We start from the raw sequence: 15,283 nt of genomic DNA, 5'->3' as shown, positions 1-15,283 counted from the left end.
GGCCCTAGCGGTTCGCGCTGCCGACGCGCGCCTCGGTGCGGCGCGCCGCGCGGTTCAGCCGCGTCCCGGTCCAGCGCCCCGCGCGACCGAGGGCTGCGCCGGTGCGGTTCGTCGCGCGACCCAGCGCATTGCCAGTGCGTCGCGCCGTGCGGTCGATGCCGCCCCCGGTGCGGGCGGCGGCGCGCTCCGTTGCCGAGGGTGACGATGGCACGGGCTCGACGCGTTCCTGCGCCAGGACCGGCGCGGCGACGAGGAGGCAGGCGATGAGGATGGCGCGCAGCATGATGAAGGCTCTCCCGGATGCGACCGGGGGATCAGTGGGCGTCGGCACGCGCCACGGCAATGCGATTGACAAAACTGGCGCGAAACCGTGATCTTCGGGTCGCCTGGTACGGCCGCTGTGTCTCAGCCATCGATCCGGATGCCCAGTGCGCGGATCAGCGGTCGCCAGGTCGCGGCCTCGCCCGCCACGAAGTCCTGGAATTCCGGCGGCGACATGACCGCGCGCTCAATGCCGAGATCATCCATGCGCCGCGCCACCGCATCGCTGCCGACCGCGGCGCCGAGCACCGCGTGCAAGCGCGCGATCGCCGTCGGCGGCGTGCCGGTCGGCACGCTCATCCCCTGCCAGCCATAGGCGATGGCATCGGCAAGACCGAGCGAGCGCAGCGTCGGCACGCCGGGCGCCTGCGCCGAGGGCGACTCGCTCAGCACCGCGAGCGCACGCACCCGGCCGTCGCGGATGAAGGGCAGCCCGGTCGCGCAATCGATCACCACGCAATCCAGCGCGCCCGCCAGCAGGTCCAGCATGGCGGCCGGCCCGCCGCGATAGGGCACGTGCTCGGCCGAGAGCCCGCTGCGCCGCTTGACCATCTCCATCGCCAGGTGGTGCGGGGAGGCGATGCCCGGCGTGCCGTAATTGGGCGGGCGCAGCCTTGCCGCGGCGAGCAGCCCGGCGAAATCCGCAACCGCACTGTCGGGCCGCACCACGATGAACAACGGGAAGCGACCGATGAAGCCCACGCCCGACAATTCGCGGTCAGGGTCATAGGGCAGGCGAGCATACAGCGCGGGGTTGGCCACCAGCATGCCATTGTCCACATGCAGCAGCGTGTGCCCATCGGGTGCAGCGCGCGCGGCGAGTTCGCTCGCGAGCACGGCGCCGCCGCCGGGGCGGTTCTCCACCACCACCGGCTGCCCGAGGCGCGGCCCCATCTCCCCCGCGATCAGCCGTGCGAAGACATCCGAGGCGCCGCCCGGCGGGTAGCCGACCAGCCAGCGCAGCGGCCGTTCCGGAAAGCCCTGCGCCCGGGCGCCGCCGGATGCGAGGCCTGCGATCCCCGCCAGTGCGCCGCGCCGTCCAACCATCGCCACCTCCTCGCCACCCGCGCAGTCTGGCTGCGCGGTCACCGGCTGAGAAGCATGAGCCAGACGGGAAGGGTGACCAGTGCGGCGATATGCTCGGTGGTGGTGATGGCGGCGATCAGCGGCGCATCGCCACCCATCGCGCGCGCCATCACGTAGCTGGTGGCCGCCGTCGGCAGCGCCATGAACAGGATGGCGATGAGCGCCGGCAGCCCATCGAGCCCGAAGGCCATCGCGCAGGTCCAGGTGAGCAGCGGCATCACCACCAGCTTCAGGATGCCGGTCGCGGCCTGCACCGGCAGGCGGTCGGAAAAGCTCGCGACGGACAGCGCCGCCCCGACACAAAGCAGTCCCAGCGCGACCGAGGCGCGCCCCAGGGCCGCCACCATCGGCTTCACCCCCGGCGGCAGGCCGCCGACTGCGGCGAGGACGAAGCCGATCATGCAAGCCAGCATCAGCGGATTGCGCAGCACCTGCAGCGCCATTCGCAGCGGCGCGATCCGGGCGGCACCCACGGGCGGCATCACCAGCGCGAAGGTCAGCACCGTGATCAGCTGCACGCAGGGCACGATCAGCCCGGTCGCGACGGCGGCGAGTGCCAGGCCCTCGGTGCCGAACAGCGCGCCGCCGATCGCGAAGCCGATCAGGTTGTTGAAACGGATGCCCCCCTGCACCACCGAGGTGAGCGCGGCCGGCCCCTGGCCGAGCAGTCGCGCAAGGGCGACGCTGATCGCGGTGCCGGCGAGCAGCGCCACCCAGATGGTGGCCGCCATCGGCCCCAGCGGCAGGCGGGAGAGGTCGACCTCGGCGAGGGCCGAGACGATCAGGCCCGGCAGCAGCACCCAGAAAACCAACTTCTCCATGCCGGCCCACACCCGGTCGTCGGGCAGCAGCTGCGCCTTGAGCAGCGCCCCCAGCGCGAGCAGGCCGAAGCAGGGCACGAAGGCATCGAGCCAGGCGCTCATGCCCGCGCGCGCCTGCGCGCAACTGCGCGCGCGCCGCCGGCGCGACGCCGCTCAGACGCCACGCTGGGCGATGCCGGCGAGGCACTCCGTCTCAGTGCGCGGAATGGCGCCATCGGCCCGCGCCTGGGCATGGGCGACCCGGGCGCCCTCGGCTTCGGCATAGAGCACCAGGTCCAGGTGGCAGTCAGGCCCGGCATAGAGCCAGATCTCGCTGGTGCCCTCGCTGCGCCGCAGCCGCGGCGGGCCGAGGATGCGCAGCACCGTGTCCGGATCGGCACCGATGAGGGCGGCCGCGGTATCCGGCGCGCCGCCGCCGATGGATGAAGGCGTCGGCTGCGTCGTGGCCGCGATGGGTGCGCTCGCCGTCACCGGCGCGGCCGGGGCCGGCGCGCTCTGCGCGGGCACCGGTCGCAATGGCTGCGGCTGGATCGCCCCGAGGCTCGCGCGATTGCTGTCGAGCGCCGCCTGCATGGCAGCGCCCGGATCCTCGCCGGTCGCGCAACCGGCAAGCGCGAGCACCGGCACGAATCGCAACCAGGGCGGCATCAGACGCGCATCCGGGCCGGCCCCGCGCGGCTGCCGCGCGGGGCTGGCCTCTCGCTCAGCTCTCGCCGCCGTCGCGGGTCGCCAGGACCGGCGCCGCGGCGGGGAAGCTCGGGCGCGGCTGCGGCCCGTCGGTCAGCATCTCCATACGGCCGGAGAGCTGGCCGCCCTCCTCCACCGACAGCCGCTTCGTGCGCGCAACACCCAGCACCTTGCCTGTGGCGCGGATGGTGAGGCTGCCATTGGCGGTGATGGTGCCGTCGAACACTCCGGCGATCTCGGCCTCCTCGACCTGGACCTCGCCCTTGAACACGCCCGAATGGCTGACATAGAGCTGCTGGGCCTGGATCATCTGGCTCTCGACCGTGCCCTCGACGACCAGGCGCTCGGCATCGGCGACGGTGCCCTGCAGGCTGATGCCCTTGCCGACGATGAGGGTGCGGCGCTCACCCGCTTCGGCGCCCGCCGGGCCCCGCGGTGCCGGGGCGGGCGCGCCGGGGATGGTGCCGCGCGCGGGCGGGGCCGCCGGCATCACCGGTGCGGCGGGGCGCAGCGATGCCACCGGGGCGGACGCGGCTGGTCGGAACGGCGGCATGGTGAGGTCCTGATCGCGGTTCGCCGGCACGGTCGCGGGTGCGGGCGCGGGTTCATTGGCTGCGGCACCGGGTGTGTCGTCGCGGCGGCTGCGGAAGATGGACATGTTCGTCCCCCAAAATTGCTGTCGGATTGCTACGGGGCACACTGTGTTGCGCGCCCCCTCAAGCGCCGATGCGGACCCCTGCACCCCTGGCTGCAGGACTCCGGCCCCCATCGCCAGTCCGGGCTACCACGCGACCCGCGCCTGGGACAACCGCCCAAGGCCCGAAATCGCCCTTATCGCCGGTCCTGCAACGCTCGCCGCCCGCCATGCAGAAGATGCACGGACGCCGCGACGCCGATCACCGCGATCAGCAGATTCAGGATCGGAACGGCGGCCAGGGCCGCGAGCGCGGCGCCGAGCAGCCAAACCTGCCATCGCCGCGCGCGCCGGGCCGCGCGTGCCTCGACCACGCCCATGCGCGCCTGCGCCGTCGCCTCGAAGAAGCCCACGCCCATGGCATAGGCGCTGATGATGAAGGCGAGCACCGCGCCGAGCAGCGGCACGAACAGCACCAGCGGCAGCAACAGGATCTGCAGCGCGAGCATCTGCAGCCCGAACACCACGCCCCACCAGGCCTGGTGCAGCAGCGGGGCGCCGCCGGCCGGCACCACGTGGGGGTAGTGGCGCCGCTCCACCGCGGTCACCACCGGGCCGGCGCAGCCGCTCGCGATCATCACCGCGATGGGCAGGAACAGCCACCAGGCGAGGAGCAGCGTGGCGGCGCCGCCGGCGAACTGGATGATGGCGGTGAGCCAGCCCGGCCAGCCCTCCAGCGCCCAGCCCAGGCCGAGTGCCGCGAGACCGGCGAGACCCAACAGGGCGACGACGGCGCCGAGCACGCCCCACAGGATCGGCGCGCGGAAGGCGGGGTCGTCCAACTGGGCAAAGGCAAGCAGGATGGCGCGCGGCATGGTTGCTCTTCCGTTGCGGGGGCCCTATCCCCTGGGCGTCCGGGGCGCAATGGCCCGGCCCCGTTTCATCAAGACATCGTCTCTGCAAGGGTTCGGCGCCATGGCCACTCCGCTTTCGCTCGATATCCTCGGGATCGGCAACGCCATCCTCGACGTCCAGGCGCGCACCGAGGATCAATTCCTCGCCTTGCACGGCATGACCAAGGGGTCGATGGCGCTGATCGATGCCGAGGCCGCCGATCGCATCTACGCCGCGATGGGCCCCGGCGTGGAAAGCAGCGGCGGGTCTGTCGCGAACAGCTGCGCGGTCGCCGCCGGGCTGGGTGCCAAGGTGGGATTTCTCGGCAAGGTGGCCGATGACGCGCTGGGTGCGACCTTCCGCCACGACATCACGGCCGTGGGCGTGCATTTCCCGACGCCCCCGCTGGTCGGCGGGGCGCCGACCGCGCGGTGCATGATCCTGGTCTCGCCCGATGGCCAGCGGACAATGAACACCTTTCTCGGCGCCTGCGTGACCTTCGGTGAGGGCGACCTCGACCAGGATTCCATCGCCGCCGCAATGGTCGTCTACCTCGAGGGCTACCTATTCGACCCGCCGGCGGCGCAGGCCGCCTTCCGTCGCGCCGCGCGCATGGCCCGCGCCGCGGGGCGTCGCGTCGCGATTAGCCTTTCGGACCCGTTCTGCGTCGGGCGCCACCGCGCCGCCTTCCGCGAATTCGTGCGCAACGAGGCCGACATCCTGTTCGCCAACGAGGCCGAGGTACTCGCGCTCTACGAGGTGGCGAGCTTCGAGGAAGCCGCCGCCCTCGCGGCCAAGGACACCGCCTTCGCCGCGCTGACGCGGAGCGAGAAGGGCTCCGTCGTCATCGAGGGCACGACCCACGTTACGGTGCCGGCGGTGCCGACCACGGTGGTCGATTCGACGGGGGCGGGCGATGCCTATGCGGCGGGGTTCCTCGCCGCACTCACGCGCGGCAAGCCGGTGGGCGAATGCGGGCGCTGGGGGTCGATCTGCGCCTCCGAGGTGATCAGCCATTTCGGCGCGCGTCCGCAGGCGGATCTCAAGGCGCTCATCGGCATCTGAGGGTGAGGAGCGGCCATGAAGAATGGCTGCCGTTTTCGTACCCTCCGGCGGCTCGCCTCGCCGGTCTGCCGGCATTCACCCATTCGAGCTCGCGGGTGGGCCGGAAAGGTCATCCAGATGAGGCTGCGGGTTCGGGGCCCGCGCGTTTGGGCGGGGGCATGCGCCACAGCAGGAACAGCATGATCGCCATCGCCGGCAGCGCGGCCGCGGTGGTGAGCAGAAAGAAATCCGGCCAGCCGAGCCATTCCGCGAGCCAGCCCCCCGAGGCGCCGAGCGTGCGCAGCGGCAAGGCCGCGAGCGAGGACAGCAGCGCATATTGTGTGGCCGTGAAGCGGATATTCGTCAGCGCGCTGAGATAGGTGAGGAACGCCGCGTCGGCCAGGCCGTCGGTGAAATTCTCGACCCCCACCTGGGCATAGAGCATCGGCATCGAATGCCCGGCATGGGCGAGTGCGACATACATCAAATTCGACAGCATCTGCCCCAGGCCCGTCAGCACCAGGGCGCGCGCCGTGCCGATGCGCCCGACCAGCCAGCCGCCCGCCAGCGCGCCGGCCAGCGTCGCCGCCAGGCCGAACACCGTGGCGACGGTCGCCACATCCTCCCGCGTGAAGCCGAGCGCGCGATAGAAGGGCGTGGTCATGATCCCCGCCAGCGCCTCGCCCAGCTTGTACAGCGCGATAAACAACAGGATCGCGAGCCAGAGCGGGCGATGGGTGAAATCCGCGAAGGGCTCGATCACCGAGACCCGCATCCGCGCCGCAAACCCCATCGGCGGCATGCGGCGGGCCGGCGCCTCGCGCGCGGCCAGCGTCGCCGCCATGCCAACGCCCATGAGCGCCGCCATCACCACATAGGCCGCGCCCCAGCCGATCGGCGCGACCAGGAACAGCGTGCCGCCGCCGGCGACGAGCAGTGCGAGGCGATAGCCCCACACATAGGCGGCCAGGCCCCAGGCCTGCTCGCGCTCGGCCAGAATCTCGATGCGCAGCGCATCGATGACGATGTCCTGGCTGGCCGAAAGGAAGGCGACCACCACGGCGACCAGGATCATCGCGGTGAGCGCATCGCGCGGGTCGGTCAGTGCGATCGCCGCGATGCTCAGCGCCAGCGCGCTCTGGATCGGCAGCAGCCAGCCGCGTCGTTGGCCAAGCCCAGGCAAGGGCGGCCGCATCGCGTCGAGTGCGGGCGACCAGAGGAACTTGTAGGCGTAGGCGAGCCCGATCAGCGCCGTCAGCCCGATGGTGCCCAGCGACAGATCGGCTTCCGCCAGCCATTGCCGCAGCACCTGGCCGGCCACCAGTGGCAGCGGCAATCCCGCCGAGAAGCCCAGCGCGAAGAGCACCGCGTAGCGGCGGTCCTGCAGCGGTCTGGTGCGCGGAGGGTCAGGCGAATCGGGCATCGGGCGACGCTGGCAGATGCCCGGCGCCTGGGCCAGAGCGCCCGGCGCGGCATCGCCCAAGGCGAAGGGCGCATGAAATTCCTCTGCCGCCCCTGGTTCCACCCTTGCGCCGCGCGGAGCCGCCCAGGCAAGGTTGTTCTGAGAGCGGCACGGGCCGGTGTCTTGTCGAACGGGGGATGTGAGCATGGTTGATATCGTCACGCGCGCGAAAAATCTGATCATGACGCCGAAGTCGGAATGGGCGGTGATCTCGCTCGAACCAACCGATACCAAGCAGCTGTTCACCGGCTACGTGATGTTGATGGCGGCGATCCCCGCGGTCTGCGGCTTCATCGGTCTCACACTGTTCCTGGGCATGTTCCGCGGCGCCATGGTGCTGGTCCCCGGCTTCCTCGTCTCCACCGTCGTGAGCTACGTGCTGAGCCTGGTGGCGGTGTTCGTGATGGCCAAGATCATCCCGATCCTGGCGCCGAAGTTCGGCGGCAGCGATGCCGAGTTGCCGGCCATGAAGCTCGCCGCCTATGCGCCCACCGCGAGCTGGCTCGCCGGCGTGTTCCTGCTGATCCCGGGCATCGGCTTCCTCGCCGCATTGCTCGGCCTGTACAGCATCTACCTCTACTACCTTGGCGCCATCGCCGTGGTGAAGGTGCCCGAAGACAAGGCGATCGTGTTCACGATCGTCTTGTTTGTGGTGGCCCTGGTGATCTTCCTGGTGATCGGCGCCGTCGCCAACGCGCTGCGCTTCTGAGGCTTCAGCGGATCAGCCGGATGTCCTGGGTGAGGCCGAGGCCCGCCCAGGCACGGTTCGCGGTGAGGATGGCAATGTCCAGGGATGCGGCTGTTGCCAGGCATAGCGAAAGCACGCCCCTATTGCGTGCCGCCAGGGTGCCCGTGGAAGCCCATTGCGCAGCGTCGAAGGCAATGATCGGCAGGCCGAGGTCAATGAGGTAGCGCTCCGCGCGCGACGGGTCATCGCCGAAGCGGATAAGGATGGACACCGTTTCCGCCGCATTCACGGAGGACATTGCTGCATCTTCGAGTGCTTCCTCCACCACGCTGCCGCCGGGTTCCCGGCGCAACAGGGCGATGATGGCCGAGCTATCCAGCAGCGACCGGACGGTCAATCGCCCACTCGTGCTTGGCCTCGGCGCGGCGATAGGCGATCAGTTCATCGACCATGGACAGGCCAGGTGGCTCGAGCGTACCAACGTGCTGCTGGATGGCCATGCGAGCGGCCTTCGGCGTCATCGCCCGCAATTCGCCATCGACGATCGAGAGCTGAAGCTCCCCACCATCCTCGCCGATCATATGGTAGCGGCCGGGTTGGGTGCCATCAAACTCGGAGATGCAAGAAGCTGAGGTTCTTGCCGGGGTGCTCGAGGGGCAGCGCCCCTCGACCTTGCTTCCCTCTACGCGGCTTCGCTCTGACCGCGTCGGCTCGCCTTCTTGCGCTCATTCGGATCCAGGTGCCGCTTGCGCAGCCGGATCGCCGAGGGCGTCACCTCCACCAACTCGTCATCCTCGATGTAGGCGATCGCCTGCTCCAGGCTCATCCGGCGCGGCGGGATCAGCAGCAGCGCCTCATCCTTGCCGGCGGCGCGGATGTTGGTGAGCTTCTTCTCCTTGATCGGATTCACGTCGAGGTCGTTCTCGCGCGAATGCTCGCCCAGGATCAGCCCGACATAGACTTTTTGGCCCGGATCGACGAACAGCGTCCCGCGGTCCTGCAGGTAGAACAACGCGTACTGGATCGCCTCGCCGTCCGAATTGGAGATCAGCGAGCCGTTGCGGCGCCCCTCGATCGGCCCGGCCCAAGGTTGGAACCCTGCGAAGATGCGGTTCATGATGCCGGTGCCGCGCGTGTCGGTCATGAATTCGCCGTGGTAGCCGATGAGCCCGCGCGAGGGCATCAGGAAGGTCAGCCGGGTCTTCCCGCCGCCCGAGGGCCGCATGTCCTGCATCTGCCCCTTGCGGATAGACAGCTTCTCCACGACCACGCCGGAATAGCCCTCATCCACGTCGACGAGCACTTCCTCGAAGGGCTCCTCGCGCTCGCCCGTCTCGGGGTTTTCGCGGGTCAGAACGCGGGGGCGGCCGATGGTCAGCTCGAAGCCCTCGCGGCGCATCTGCTCGATCAGCACGCCGAGCTGGAGTTCGCCGCGGCCGGCGACTTCGAAGGCGTCCACCTCCTCGCTGACGCGGACCTTGATGGCCACGTTGCCCTCGGCCTCCTTGAGCAGGCGGTCGCGGATCTGGCGCGAGGTGACCTTCTTGCCCTCGCGGCCACCCAACGGGCCGTCGTTCACGCGGAAGGTCATCGCCAGCGTGGGCGGGTCGACCGGGATGGCGGGCAGCGGCTCGGTGACGGAGGGGTCCGCGATGGTGTCCGGGATGGTCGCGTTCTCGAGACCCGCGATGGCGATGATGTCGCCGGCGGTCACGCTGTCGACGACGACGCGATCCAGGCCCGAGAAGGTCAGCAGCTTGGTCAGGCGCCCGGTCTCGACGATGGTGCCGTCGGAATGGATCACGCGGACAGGCATGTTGAGCCGCGCGGTGCCCTGCTCGATGCGCCCCGTCAGGATGCGGCCGAGGAAGTTGTCGGCCTCAAGGATCGCGGCGTTCATCGCGAAGGGGAGGTCGGGGTTCTTCCCCGGCGCCGGGACGTGCTTGAGGATCAGGTCGAACATCGGCGAGAGGTCCTTGCGCGGCCCCTCCATGGAGGTGTCCGCCCAGCCCTGGCGGCCGGACGCGAAGAGCATCGGGAAATCCAGCTGGTCGTCATCCGCGCCCAGGGCGGCAAAGAGGTCGAAGACCTGGTCGTGGACGGCGTGCGGGTCGGCGTCGGCGCGGTCCACCTTGTTGATGACGACGATCGGGCGGATGCCGCGCGCGAGCGCCTTGGTCAGCACGAACTTGGTCTGAGGCAGGGGGCCCTCGGCGGCGTCGCACAGCACGATGGCGCCATCGACCATGGACAGGATGCGCTCGACCTCGCCGCCGAAATCGGCGTGGCCGGGGGTGTCCACGATGTTGATCTTCACGCCCTTCCATTCCACGGCCGTGCACTTGGCCAGGATGGTGATGCCGCGCTCGCGCTCGAGGTCGTTGCGGTCCATCGCGCGCTCGGCGACCACCTGGTTGGTGCGGAAGGCGCCGGCCTGCTTGAGCAGGTTGTCGACCAGGGTGGTCTTGCCGTGGTCGACGTGCGCGATGATGGCGACGTTGCGGAGTTCCATGGGGGCACGCTTTCGGTCTTGGCACCCCCATCATGGGCGAAAGGAAGGCCCCTGGTTCCCGATGGAACAAGGTGGCCTCCCCCTGGGGTGCGGATTGGTCGTTGGCGCGGCTATAGGCGGGTGCGGAGGGAAAAGCGAGCGAGAAGTCGGCGAGGCATCGCGCCCCGGCGCCAAGTGCCTGATCCGGCAGGCCTTGTCAGCGGGGGTCACCCGCCACCCGGAGCACGAGCTTGCCCTGACGCTCACCCTAGCCGGCTGCGCCGCACGGGTGCTTCGAGCATGGCCAGCACATAGGTCGGCACCTGGCGACGCGCCTTCGCCCCGGGGCGCGGCATCTCCGGGATGGAAGGCAAGCGGCCAGTCAGCGCCTCTATGCCACAGGATAGGGTGTCGTTGCCGTCGGCGGTGCGGGTCAGCCTGTCATGTCCAGTGAGGGCAAGAAGTGGATCATCGTGCGCAGCGCTGGCGAACTGTCGCAGATACTTCTGAATTCCCACCTCAACGAATGGCTGCCTGTGACGAAATGTCGTAAACGGGAAAATCGGAAATAATCTTCTATTTAGGGTTGCGTTACCAATCATAGTTACGTTCCCTGGATGCAGGCGCAGGCCGGGCATCTCGCCCGGCGAGGCGCGTCGATCGGCAGGGCGCTCGGATGGCGGATTGGACACTCGACGGCGGCAACAGCGACACATTCGGGACCGTTCTGTCCGACCTGATCTACGGCCTGGGCGGAAACGACACGCTGCGTGGGTCCAACGCGGGAACGTCCACCACCGACAATGACAGCCTCTATGGCGGCGACGGCAATGACAGCATCGATGGCGGCACCGGAAATGACCTGATCACCGGCGGCGCCGGGCAGGACACGCTGGTGGGCGGCGAAGGGTCCGACACGCTCAGCTACGCCGCTGATACAGCGGGCGTCACGGTGACCATCAACACCGCCGACCGGACCGCGACCGGCGGCGATGCGCAGGGCGACTCGATCGCTGGCTCCTCCTTCGAGGCGCTGGAGGGCGGGTCCGGCAACGACAGCCTCACTGGGCAGGTGCTCAACGACACGATCATGGGCAATGGCGGCGACGACACGCTGCTGCAGTCGGTCCAGGGCAACAATTCGCTCGATGGCGGCCTCGGTAATGACAGCCTGGCGGGCGGCGCGGGCAATGATTCCATGCTTGGAGGCGGCGGCGACGACGTGATCGTCGACCGCGCGACCAGCGGTACGGCGCGGAACCTCCTGTCAGGCGGCGAGGGCAACGACACGCTTTCTGCGGCCCCGACACCCACGGTGGGCGGTCAGAACACACTCGATGGCGGCGACGGCAATGACAGCCTCACCGGTGGCGTCAGCGGCCAGAGCAACAACAATGACAGCCTGTCCGGTGGCGCCGGCGACGACACGCTGGTGGACCTCGCGGGGTTCAACAACCGCCTCGATGGCGGCGCCGACAATGACAGCCTGCTGGGCGGCATCGGCACCGACACGCTGACCGGCGGGGCCGGAAGCGACACGCTCGAGGCCGGCACCGGCGTGGACAGCCTGGTCGGCGACGCAAACGACCTCATCAGCATCGCCAATGACAGCGGCGGCCAGACGGTGAACCTGACGGCGTTCACCACCTCCGAGGGCGACAATCTCGCCGGACTGTTCGGCGGCGTGATCGGCGGCAGCGGCGCCGATTCCATCCTGGGCAACACCGGCGCCAACACGCTGCTCGGCAATGCCGGCAACGACCGCATCGACGGAGACCAGGGCAACGACCTCGTCCAAGGCGGTGCCGGCATCGACACGCTGATCGGTGGCGCCGGCGCCGACACGCTCAGCTACGCGGACATCACGGCCGACGTCACTCTGAGCCTGGGGGGCGGCGGGACCGCCTCCGGGCTCAGCGATTCCATCGCGGGCGGTGCGCTCTGCTTCGAGGCCGCGCTCGGCGGCAGCGGCAGCGACACGATGTTCGGCAACACGACCGCCGACTCGCTGTTCGGCGGCGCCGGAAACGACCTGCTCGCCGATAGCGGCGGCGGAAACTGGCAGGAGGGCGGCCTCGGCAACGACACCCTGGTCGTGGCGTCCGGGTCCAACACCCTGCTCGGCGGCTTGGGCAACAACCTGGTCGCCGCCGGCAGCGGCGCCGACAGCATCCTCGGCGGCGGCGGCCAGGACAGCGTGCAGGCCAATGACGGCGACGACCGCATCCGGGTGAACGGCGCCTCGCTTGGCCGGATGACGCTCGATGGCGGTGCCGGCAACGACACGCTCGACCTCGGCGCCGGCAGATGGACGACCGGTACCAGCGGCGGCTTCACCACCTACAGCTTCGGCGCCGGCCCGGATGCCGTGGTCTGGGCCACCGGCGTGGAGCAGGTGATCTGCTTCTATCCGGGCACGCGCATCGCCACGCCCGACGGCCCGCGCGCGGTCGAGACCCTGGCCATCGGCGATCTTGTGCTGACCTTCGAAGGCGGCCCCGCGCCGGTGCGCTGGATGGGCCGCCAGACCGTGTCCACCCGCTTCGGCGAGCCGCTGCGGGTGCTGCCGGTGCGCATCCGCGCGGGTGGGCTGGGCGCAGGCTTGCCGGAGCACGACCTGCTGGTCTCCCCCGACCACGCCATCCTGGTGGCTGGGGTCCTGGTCCAGGCCGGCGCGCTGGTGAACGGCGTGACGATCCTGCGCGAGCACGCGGTGCCGGAGCGCTTCACCTACCATCACGTCGAACTGGCGGCGCATGCCCTGGTCCTGGCCGAGGGCGTGCCCGCCGAAACCTTCGTCGACAATGTCGGGCGCCGCGCCTTCGACAACTGGTCCGAGCACGAGGCGCTGTATGGCCACCTGCCCTCGATCCCGGAGATGGCGCGCCCGCGGGCCAAGGCGCGTCGCCAGGTGCCAGCGCGCCTGCTGGTCGGGCTTGACGCGCTCACCGGGTTCCGCGCGGCGGGGTAAGGGGCGCTGCCGCCGGCATGGACCGGCGCGCGGGCGGCACTGTAGGACCGGGCGATGGGGAAGTACGTCACGCTCATCCTGGCCGGCCTGCTCGCGGCGCTGGTGCTCTACGTCCAGTTCCAGGAGCGCGGTGAGCGGCCGACGCGGCAGCATCGCCGGCCGGCGGCGCAGGCGCGCGGCGATGCCAGCGGCCCGACTCTGCGCGGGCGCGCTTATGTGGTCGATGCCGATACGCTGCAGATCGCCGGCACCCGCATCCGCCTGCACGGCATCGACGCGCCGGAGCGCGACCAGAGCTGCACCCGGGCCGGCGTCGCCTGGCGCTGCGGGCAGCAGGCGAGCGCCGCGCTCGCGACGCTGCTCGCCGGCCGCGAGCTGCGCTGCGAGCCACGCGACCACGACCGCTACGACCGCGTGGTCGCGGTGTGCTGGGCGGGCGCTGTCGACGTGAACCACTGGCTGGTGGACCAGGGCTGGGCGGTCGCCTACCGGCGTTACTCGATCGCCTATGTCGCGGCCGAGACCGAGGCGCGGCAGGCCCGGCGCGGCATCTGGAGCGGCAGCTTCGAGCCGCCCGAGGATTACCGCCGCAACCAGCCGCACCCGCGCAATTTCTGAGCGGCTGAACCGACCCGATCCCATGCGGTCAGGGTTCGATCGGGGGCGCGATTTGCGCGTCCCGCGCATACGCGAAGGGACGCAGCAGCCATCCCTGACCGCTGCCTCCTCTATTCCGCCATCGCCCGGTTCTGCTTCAGCAGCCAGAACCCGATCGCGATCGACCCGGCCAGCAGCACCGCCGCCAGGCTCAGCTGCCACACCCCGTCCACCCGCACCCCCTTGCCCAGCAGCGCGAAGATGATGGTCTGCGGCAGATACCCGATCGCCGACGCCGCCAGGAACGGAAGCGCCGCAATGCCGCTCATCCCCGCCAGCAGGTTCAGCGCCAGGTTGTTCCCGATTGGCAGCAGCCGCAGCGCGAGCGTGGCGCTGAACGGTGCGCCCGCGAGCTGGTCGCGCAGCGGGCGCAGCCGGTGCCCGAAGCGCCCGGCCAAGCGCCGTTCCGCCCAGCCGCGCGCGACCAGCCGCGCCCAGGCGAAGGCCAGCGCGCAGCCGCCAAGCTGCGCGATCATCGCGAGGATGGTCCCCGCCAGCGCCCCGAAGGCGTAGCCGGCGAGGAAGGCCAGGCCCTGGCGCGGGGCGCCGGCCGCGGTCAGCGCGATGCCGAGCAGGATGAACACCGCTTCCCCGCGCAGCCCGTCGTCGCGGATATGCGCATCGACCCAATCCGTCCCCGGTGCGGCGCCGATCGCGCGCAGCAGCAGCCCGGCGCCGACCAGCCCCGCGATCATGATGGCGAGCTTGGCGAGCGCGCGGCGGCGTTCGGGGCTCACGGCTCGATGACGGGGCGCTTGCCGCGGCGCTGCAGCCAGGCCATGCCGACCAGGTCCAGGATCGAGACCGCGAGGCGATCCAGCGTGCCATAGTTGGAGGTCCCGCGCGTGCGGGGGCGGTGGTTGACCGGCTCGCTCAGCACCACGCCGCCCTGGCGCAGCGTGAGTGCGGGCAGGAAGCGGTGCATGTGGTCGAAATGGGGAAGCGCCAGGAAGAGCGCGCGCGGAAACACTTTCAGTCCGCAGCCGGTATCGGGCGTCGCGTCGCGCAGCAGCCGCGAGCGGATGCGGTTGGCCAACCGGCTGGTGTGTCGCTTGATCCAGGTGTCGCGCCGCGTGGTGCGGTGGCCGGCCACCATGATGAGAGGCGTGGCCGCGTATTCGCGCTCGGCGCGCGCCAGCAGGCGGGGGATGTCGGCGGGGTCGTTCTGGCCATCGCCGTCGAGCGTCGCGATCCAGGGCGCGCGGGCGGCCCGGATGCCGGTGATGACGGCCGCCGACTGGCCGCAGCTCAGCCGGTGGCGCAGGTGGCGCAGCGGCGCGGCGGCCGCCGCTTCGCGCAGCCGGGCCGGAGTGTCGTCGGTGCTGCCGTCGTCGACGTAGATGATCTCGTGCGGAATGGCCGCGAGTGCGGACTCGATTTCCGCGACCAGGGGCAGGATGTTGGGGCCTTCGTTGCGCACCGGCACCACGACCGAGAGGTGCGGCGCGGCTGTTGCGTCATCGACCATGGCGCGCCGGTTAGCAGGCGGCGGTGCAAGCGTCCAGGATGGCTGGGCAAGCTGGCCAG

The 15,283-nt window shown here is 70.4% G+C and carries 16 protein-coding genes; 4 read left to right on the top strand and 12 right to left on the bottom strand.

All coding sequences use genetic code 11. From position 1 onward, the window contains the following. Nucleotides 1-4 precede the first annotated feature (4 nt). From GXW79_RS14825 to GXW79_RS14800, 6 genes are all read right to left on the bottom strand, one after another. A complete protein-coding gene (locus tag GXW79_RS14825; RefSeq protein WP_211875187.1) occupies nucleotides 5-283 on the bottom strand; it encodes a hypothetical protein in 279 nt (92 codons plus the stop codon). Between the two features lie 122 nt (nucleotides 284-405). After that, the gene (locus tag GXW79_RS14820; protein WP_211875186.1) at nucleotides 406-1,368 is read right to left on the bottom strand and encodes a Bug family tripartite tricarboxylate transporter substrate binding protein; all 963 of its coding nucleotides are present in this window, start codon (nucleotides 1,366-1,368) and stop codon (nucleotides 406-408) included. Between the two features lie 38 nt (nucleotides 1,369-1,406). Further along, nucleotides 1,407-2,330 carry an AEC family transporter gene (locus GXW79_RS14815; RefSeq protein ID WP_211875185.1) on the bottom strand — a complete coding sequence of 308 codons (924 nt, stop codon included), beginning with the start codon at nucleotides 2,328-2,330 and terminating at the stop codon, nucleotides 1,407-1,409. 51 nt (nucleotides 2,331-2,381) lie between these two features. Then, complete coding sequence (locus GXW79_RS14810; RefSeq protein ID WP_211875184.1) at nucleotides 2,382-2,876, bottom strand: hypothetical protein; 495 nt, start codon at nucleotides 2,874-2,876, stop codon at nucleotides 2,382-2,384. Nucleotides 2,877-2,931: 55 nt separating this feature from the next. After that, complete coding sequence (locus tag GXW79_RS14805; protein ID WP_211875183.1) at nucleotides 2,932-3,573, bottom strand: bactofilin family protein; 642 nt, start codon at nucleotides 3,571-3,573, stop codon at nucleotides 2,932-2,934. Between the two features lie 173 nt (nucleotides 3,574-3,746). Next, nucleotides 3,747-4,424: an EI24 domain-containing protein gene (locus GXW79_RS14800; RefSeq protein WP_211875182.1), complete on the bottom strand. Its 678-nt coding sequence runs from the start codon at nucleotides 4,422-4,424 to the stop codon at nucleotides 3,747-3,749. 100 nt (nucleotides 4,425-4,524) lie between these two features. Between GXW79_RS14800 and GXW79_RS14795 the strand changes: the two genes are divergently transcribed. Next, entirely contained in the window at nucleotides 4,525-5,508 is a 984-nt protein-coding gene (locus GXW79_RS14795; protein ID WP_211875181.1) for an adenosine kinase, read from the top strand. A gap of 109 nt (nucleotides 5,509-5,617) precedes the next feature. Here the strand turns inward: GXW79_RS14795 and GXW79_RS14790 are convergent, their stop codons facing one another. After that, nucleotides 5,618-6,910: an AmpG family muropeptide MFS transporter gene (locus tag GXW79_RS14790; RefSeq protein WP_211875180.1), complete on the bottom strand. Its 1,293-nt coding sequence runs from the start codon at nucleotides 6,908-6,910 to the stop codon at nucleotides 5,618-5,620. 184 nt (nucleotides 6,911-7,094) lie between these two features. Between GXW79_RS14790 and GXW79_RS14785 the strand changes: the two genes are divergently transcribed. Then, nucleotides 7,095-7,658: a Yip1 family protein gene (locus GXW79_RS14785; RefSeq protein ID WP_211875179.1), complete on the top strand. Its 564-nt coding sequence runs from the start codon at nucleotides 7,095-7,097 to the stop codon at nucleotides 7,656-7,658. 4 nt (nucleotides 7,659-7,662) lie between these two features. Here the strand turns inward: GXW79_RS14785 and GXW79_RS14780 are convergent, their stop codons facing one another. The 3 genes from GXW79_RS14780 to typA all read right to left on the bottom strand — a co-directional run bounded on the left by GXW79_RS14780 (nucleotide 7,663) and on the right by typA (nucleotide 10,149). After that, entirely contained in the window at nucleotides 7,663-8,034 is a 372-nt protein-coding gene (locus GXW79_RS14780) for a PIN domain-containing protein (RefSeq protein WP_211875178.1), read from the bottom strand. Beyond that, nucleotides 8,009-8,218 (bottom strand): hypothetical protein, encoded by a 210-nt coding sequence (locus GXW79_RS14775; protein ID WP_211875177.1) that lies wholly within the window; start codon nucleotides 8,216-8,218, stop codon nucleotides 8,009-8,011. The genes GXW79_RS14780 and GXW79_RS14775 overlap by 26 nt, the downstream gene beginning before the upstream one ends. Before the next feature lie 101 nt (nucleotides 8,219-8,319). Beyond that, nucleotides 8,320-10,149, bottom strand: coding sequence for a translational GTPase TypA (gene typA, locus GXW79_RS14770; protein WP_211875176.1), 1,830 nt, complete (start codon nucleotides 10,147-10,149; stop codon nucleotides 8,320-8,322). A 655-nt stretch (nucleotides 10,150-10,804) separates the two neighbouring features. Between typA and GXW79_RS14765 the strand changes: the two genes are divergently transcribed. Then, entirely contained in the window at nucleotides 10,805-13,099 is a 2,295-nt protein-coding gene (locus GXW79_RS14765) for a Hint domain-containing protein (RefSeq protein WP_211875175.1), read from the top strand. Nucleotides 13,100-13,153: 54 nt separating this feature from the next. After that, nucleotides 13,154-13,717 (top strand): thermonuclease family protein, encoded by a 564-nt coding sequence (locus GXW79_RS14760; RefSeq protein WP_211875174.1) that lies wholly within the window; start codon nucleotides 13,154-13,156, stop codon nucleotides 13,715-13,717. Nucleotides 13,718-13,827: 110 nt separating this feature from the next. Here GXW79_RS14760 and GXW79_RS14755 read toward each other — a convergent pair whose 3' ends face one another. Next, nucleotides 13,828-14,493 (bottom strand): TVP38/TMEM64 family protein, encoded by a 666-nt coding sequence (locus GXW79_RS14755; RefSeq protein ID WP_367614920.1) that lies wholly within the window; start codon nucleotides 14,491-14,493, stop codon nucleotides 13,828-13,830. Continuing rightward, nucleotides 14,490-15,224: a glycosyltransferase gene (locus GXW79_RS14750; protein ID WP_211875173.1), complete on the bottom strand. Its 735-nt coding sequence runs from the start codon at nucleotides 15,222-15,224 to the stop codon at nucleotides 14,490-14,492. The genes GXW79_RS14755 and GXW79_RS14750 overlap by 4 nt, the downstream gene beginning before the upstream one ends. Nucleotides 15,225-15,283: the final 59 nt, after the last annotated feature.

Origin of the sequence: Plastoroseomonas arctica (assembly GCF_018128965.1) — a bacterium.
Taxonomy (GTDB): Bacteria; Pseudomonadota; Alphaproteobacteria; order Acetobacterales; family Acetobacteraceae; genus Plastoroseomonas; species Plastoroseomonas arctica.
The sequence above is the reverse complement of the archived record's forward strand: the minus strand, read 5'-3'. Positions and strand labels throughout refer to the sequence as shown.

Excerpts from the sequence above, each read along its gene's own strand:
- GXW79_RS14805 (WP_211875183.1), bottom strand. The coding sequence starts at position 3,573 with ATGTCCATCTTCCGCAGCCGCCGCGACGACACACCCGGTGCCGCAGCC.
- GXW79_RS14810 (WP_211875184.1), bottom strand. The coding sequence starts at position 2,876 with ATGCCGCCCTGGTTGCGATTCGTGCCGGTGCTCGCGCTTGCCGGTTGC.
- GXW79_RS14765 (WP_211875175.1), top strand. The coding sequence starts at position 10,805 with ATGGCGGATTGGACACTCGACGGCGGCAACAGCGACACATTCGGGACC.
- GXW79_RS14820 (WP_211875186.1), bottom strand. The coding sequence starts at position 1,368 with ATGGTTGGACGGCGCGGCGCACTGGCGGGGATCGCAGGCCTCGCATCC.
- GXW79_RS14750 (WP_211875173.1), bottom strand. The coding sequence starts at position 15,224 with ATGGTCGATGACGCAACAGCCGCGCCGCACCTCTCGGTCGTGGTGCCG.
- GXW79_RS14815 (WP_211875185.1), bottom strand. The coding sequence starts at position 2,330 with ATGAGCGCCTGGCTCGATGCCTTCGTGCCCTGCTTCGGCCTGCTCGCG.
- GXW79_RS14760 (WP_211875174.1), top strand. The coding sequence starts at position 13,154 with ATGGGGAAGTACGTCACGCTCATCCTGGCCGGCCTGCTCGCGGCGCTG.
- GXW79_RS14795 (WP_211875181.1), top strand. The coding sequence starts at position 4,525 with ATGGCCACTCCGCTTTCGCTCGATATCCTCGGGATCGGCAACGCCATC.
- GXW79_RS14825 (WP_211875187.1), bottom strand. The coding sequence starts at position 283 with ATGCTGCGCGCCATCCTCATCGCCTGCCTCCTCGTCGCCGCGCCGGTC.
- typA (WP_211875176.1), bottom strand. The coding sequence starts at position 10,149 with ATGGAACTCCGCAACGTCGCCATCATCGCGCACGTCGACCACGGCAAG.
- GXW79_RS14775 (WP_211875177.1), bottom strand. The coding sequence starts at position 8,218 with ATGATCGGCGAGGATGGTGGGGAGCTTCAGCTCTCGATCGTCGATGGC.
- GXW79_RS14785 (WP_211875179.1), top strand. The coding sequence starts at position 7,095 with ATGGTTGATATCGTCACGCGCGCGAAAAATCTGATCATGACGCCGAAG.
- GXW79_RS14800 (WP_211875182.1), bottom strand. The coding sequence starts at position 4,424 with ATGCCGCGCGCCATCCTGCTTGCCTTTGCCCAGTTGGACGACCCCGCC.
- GXW79_RS14790 (WP_211875180.1), bottom strand. The coding sequence starts at position 6,910 with ATGCCCGATTCGCCTGACCCTCCGCGCACCAGACCGCTGCAGGACCGC.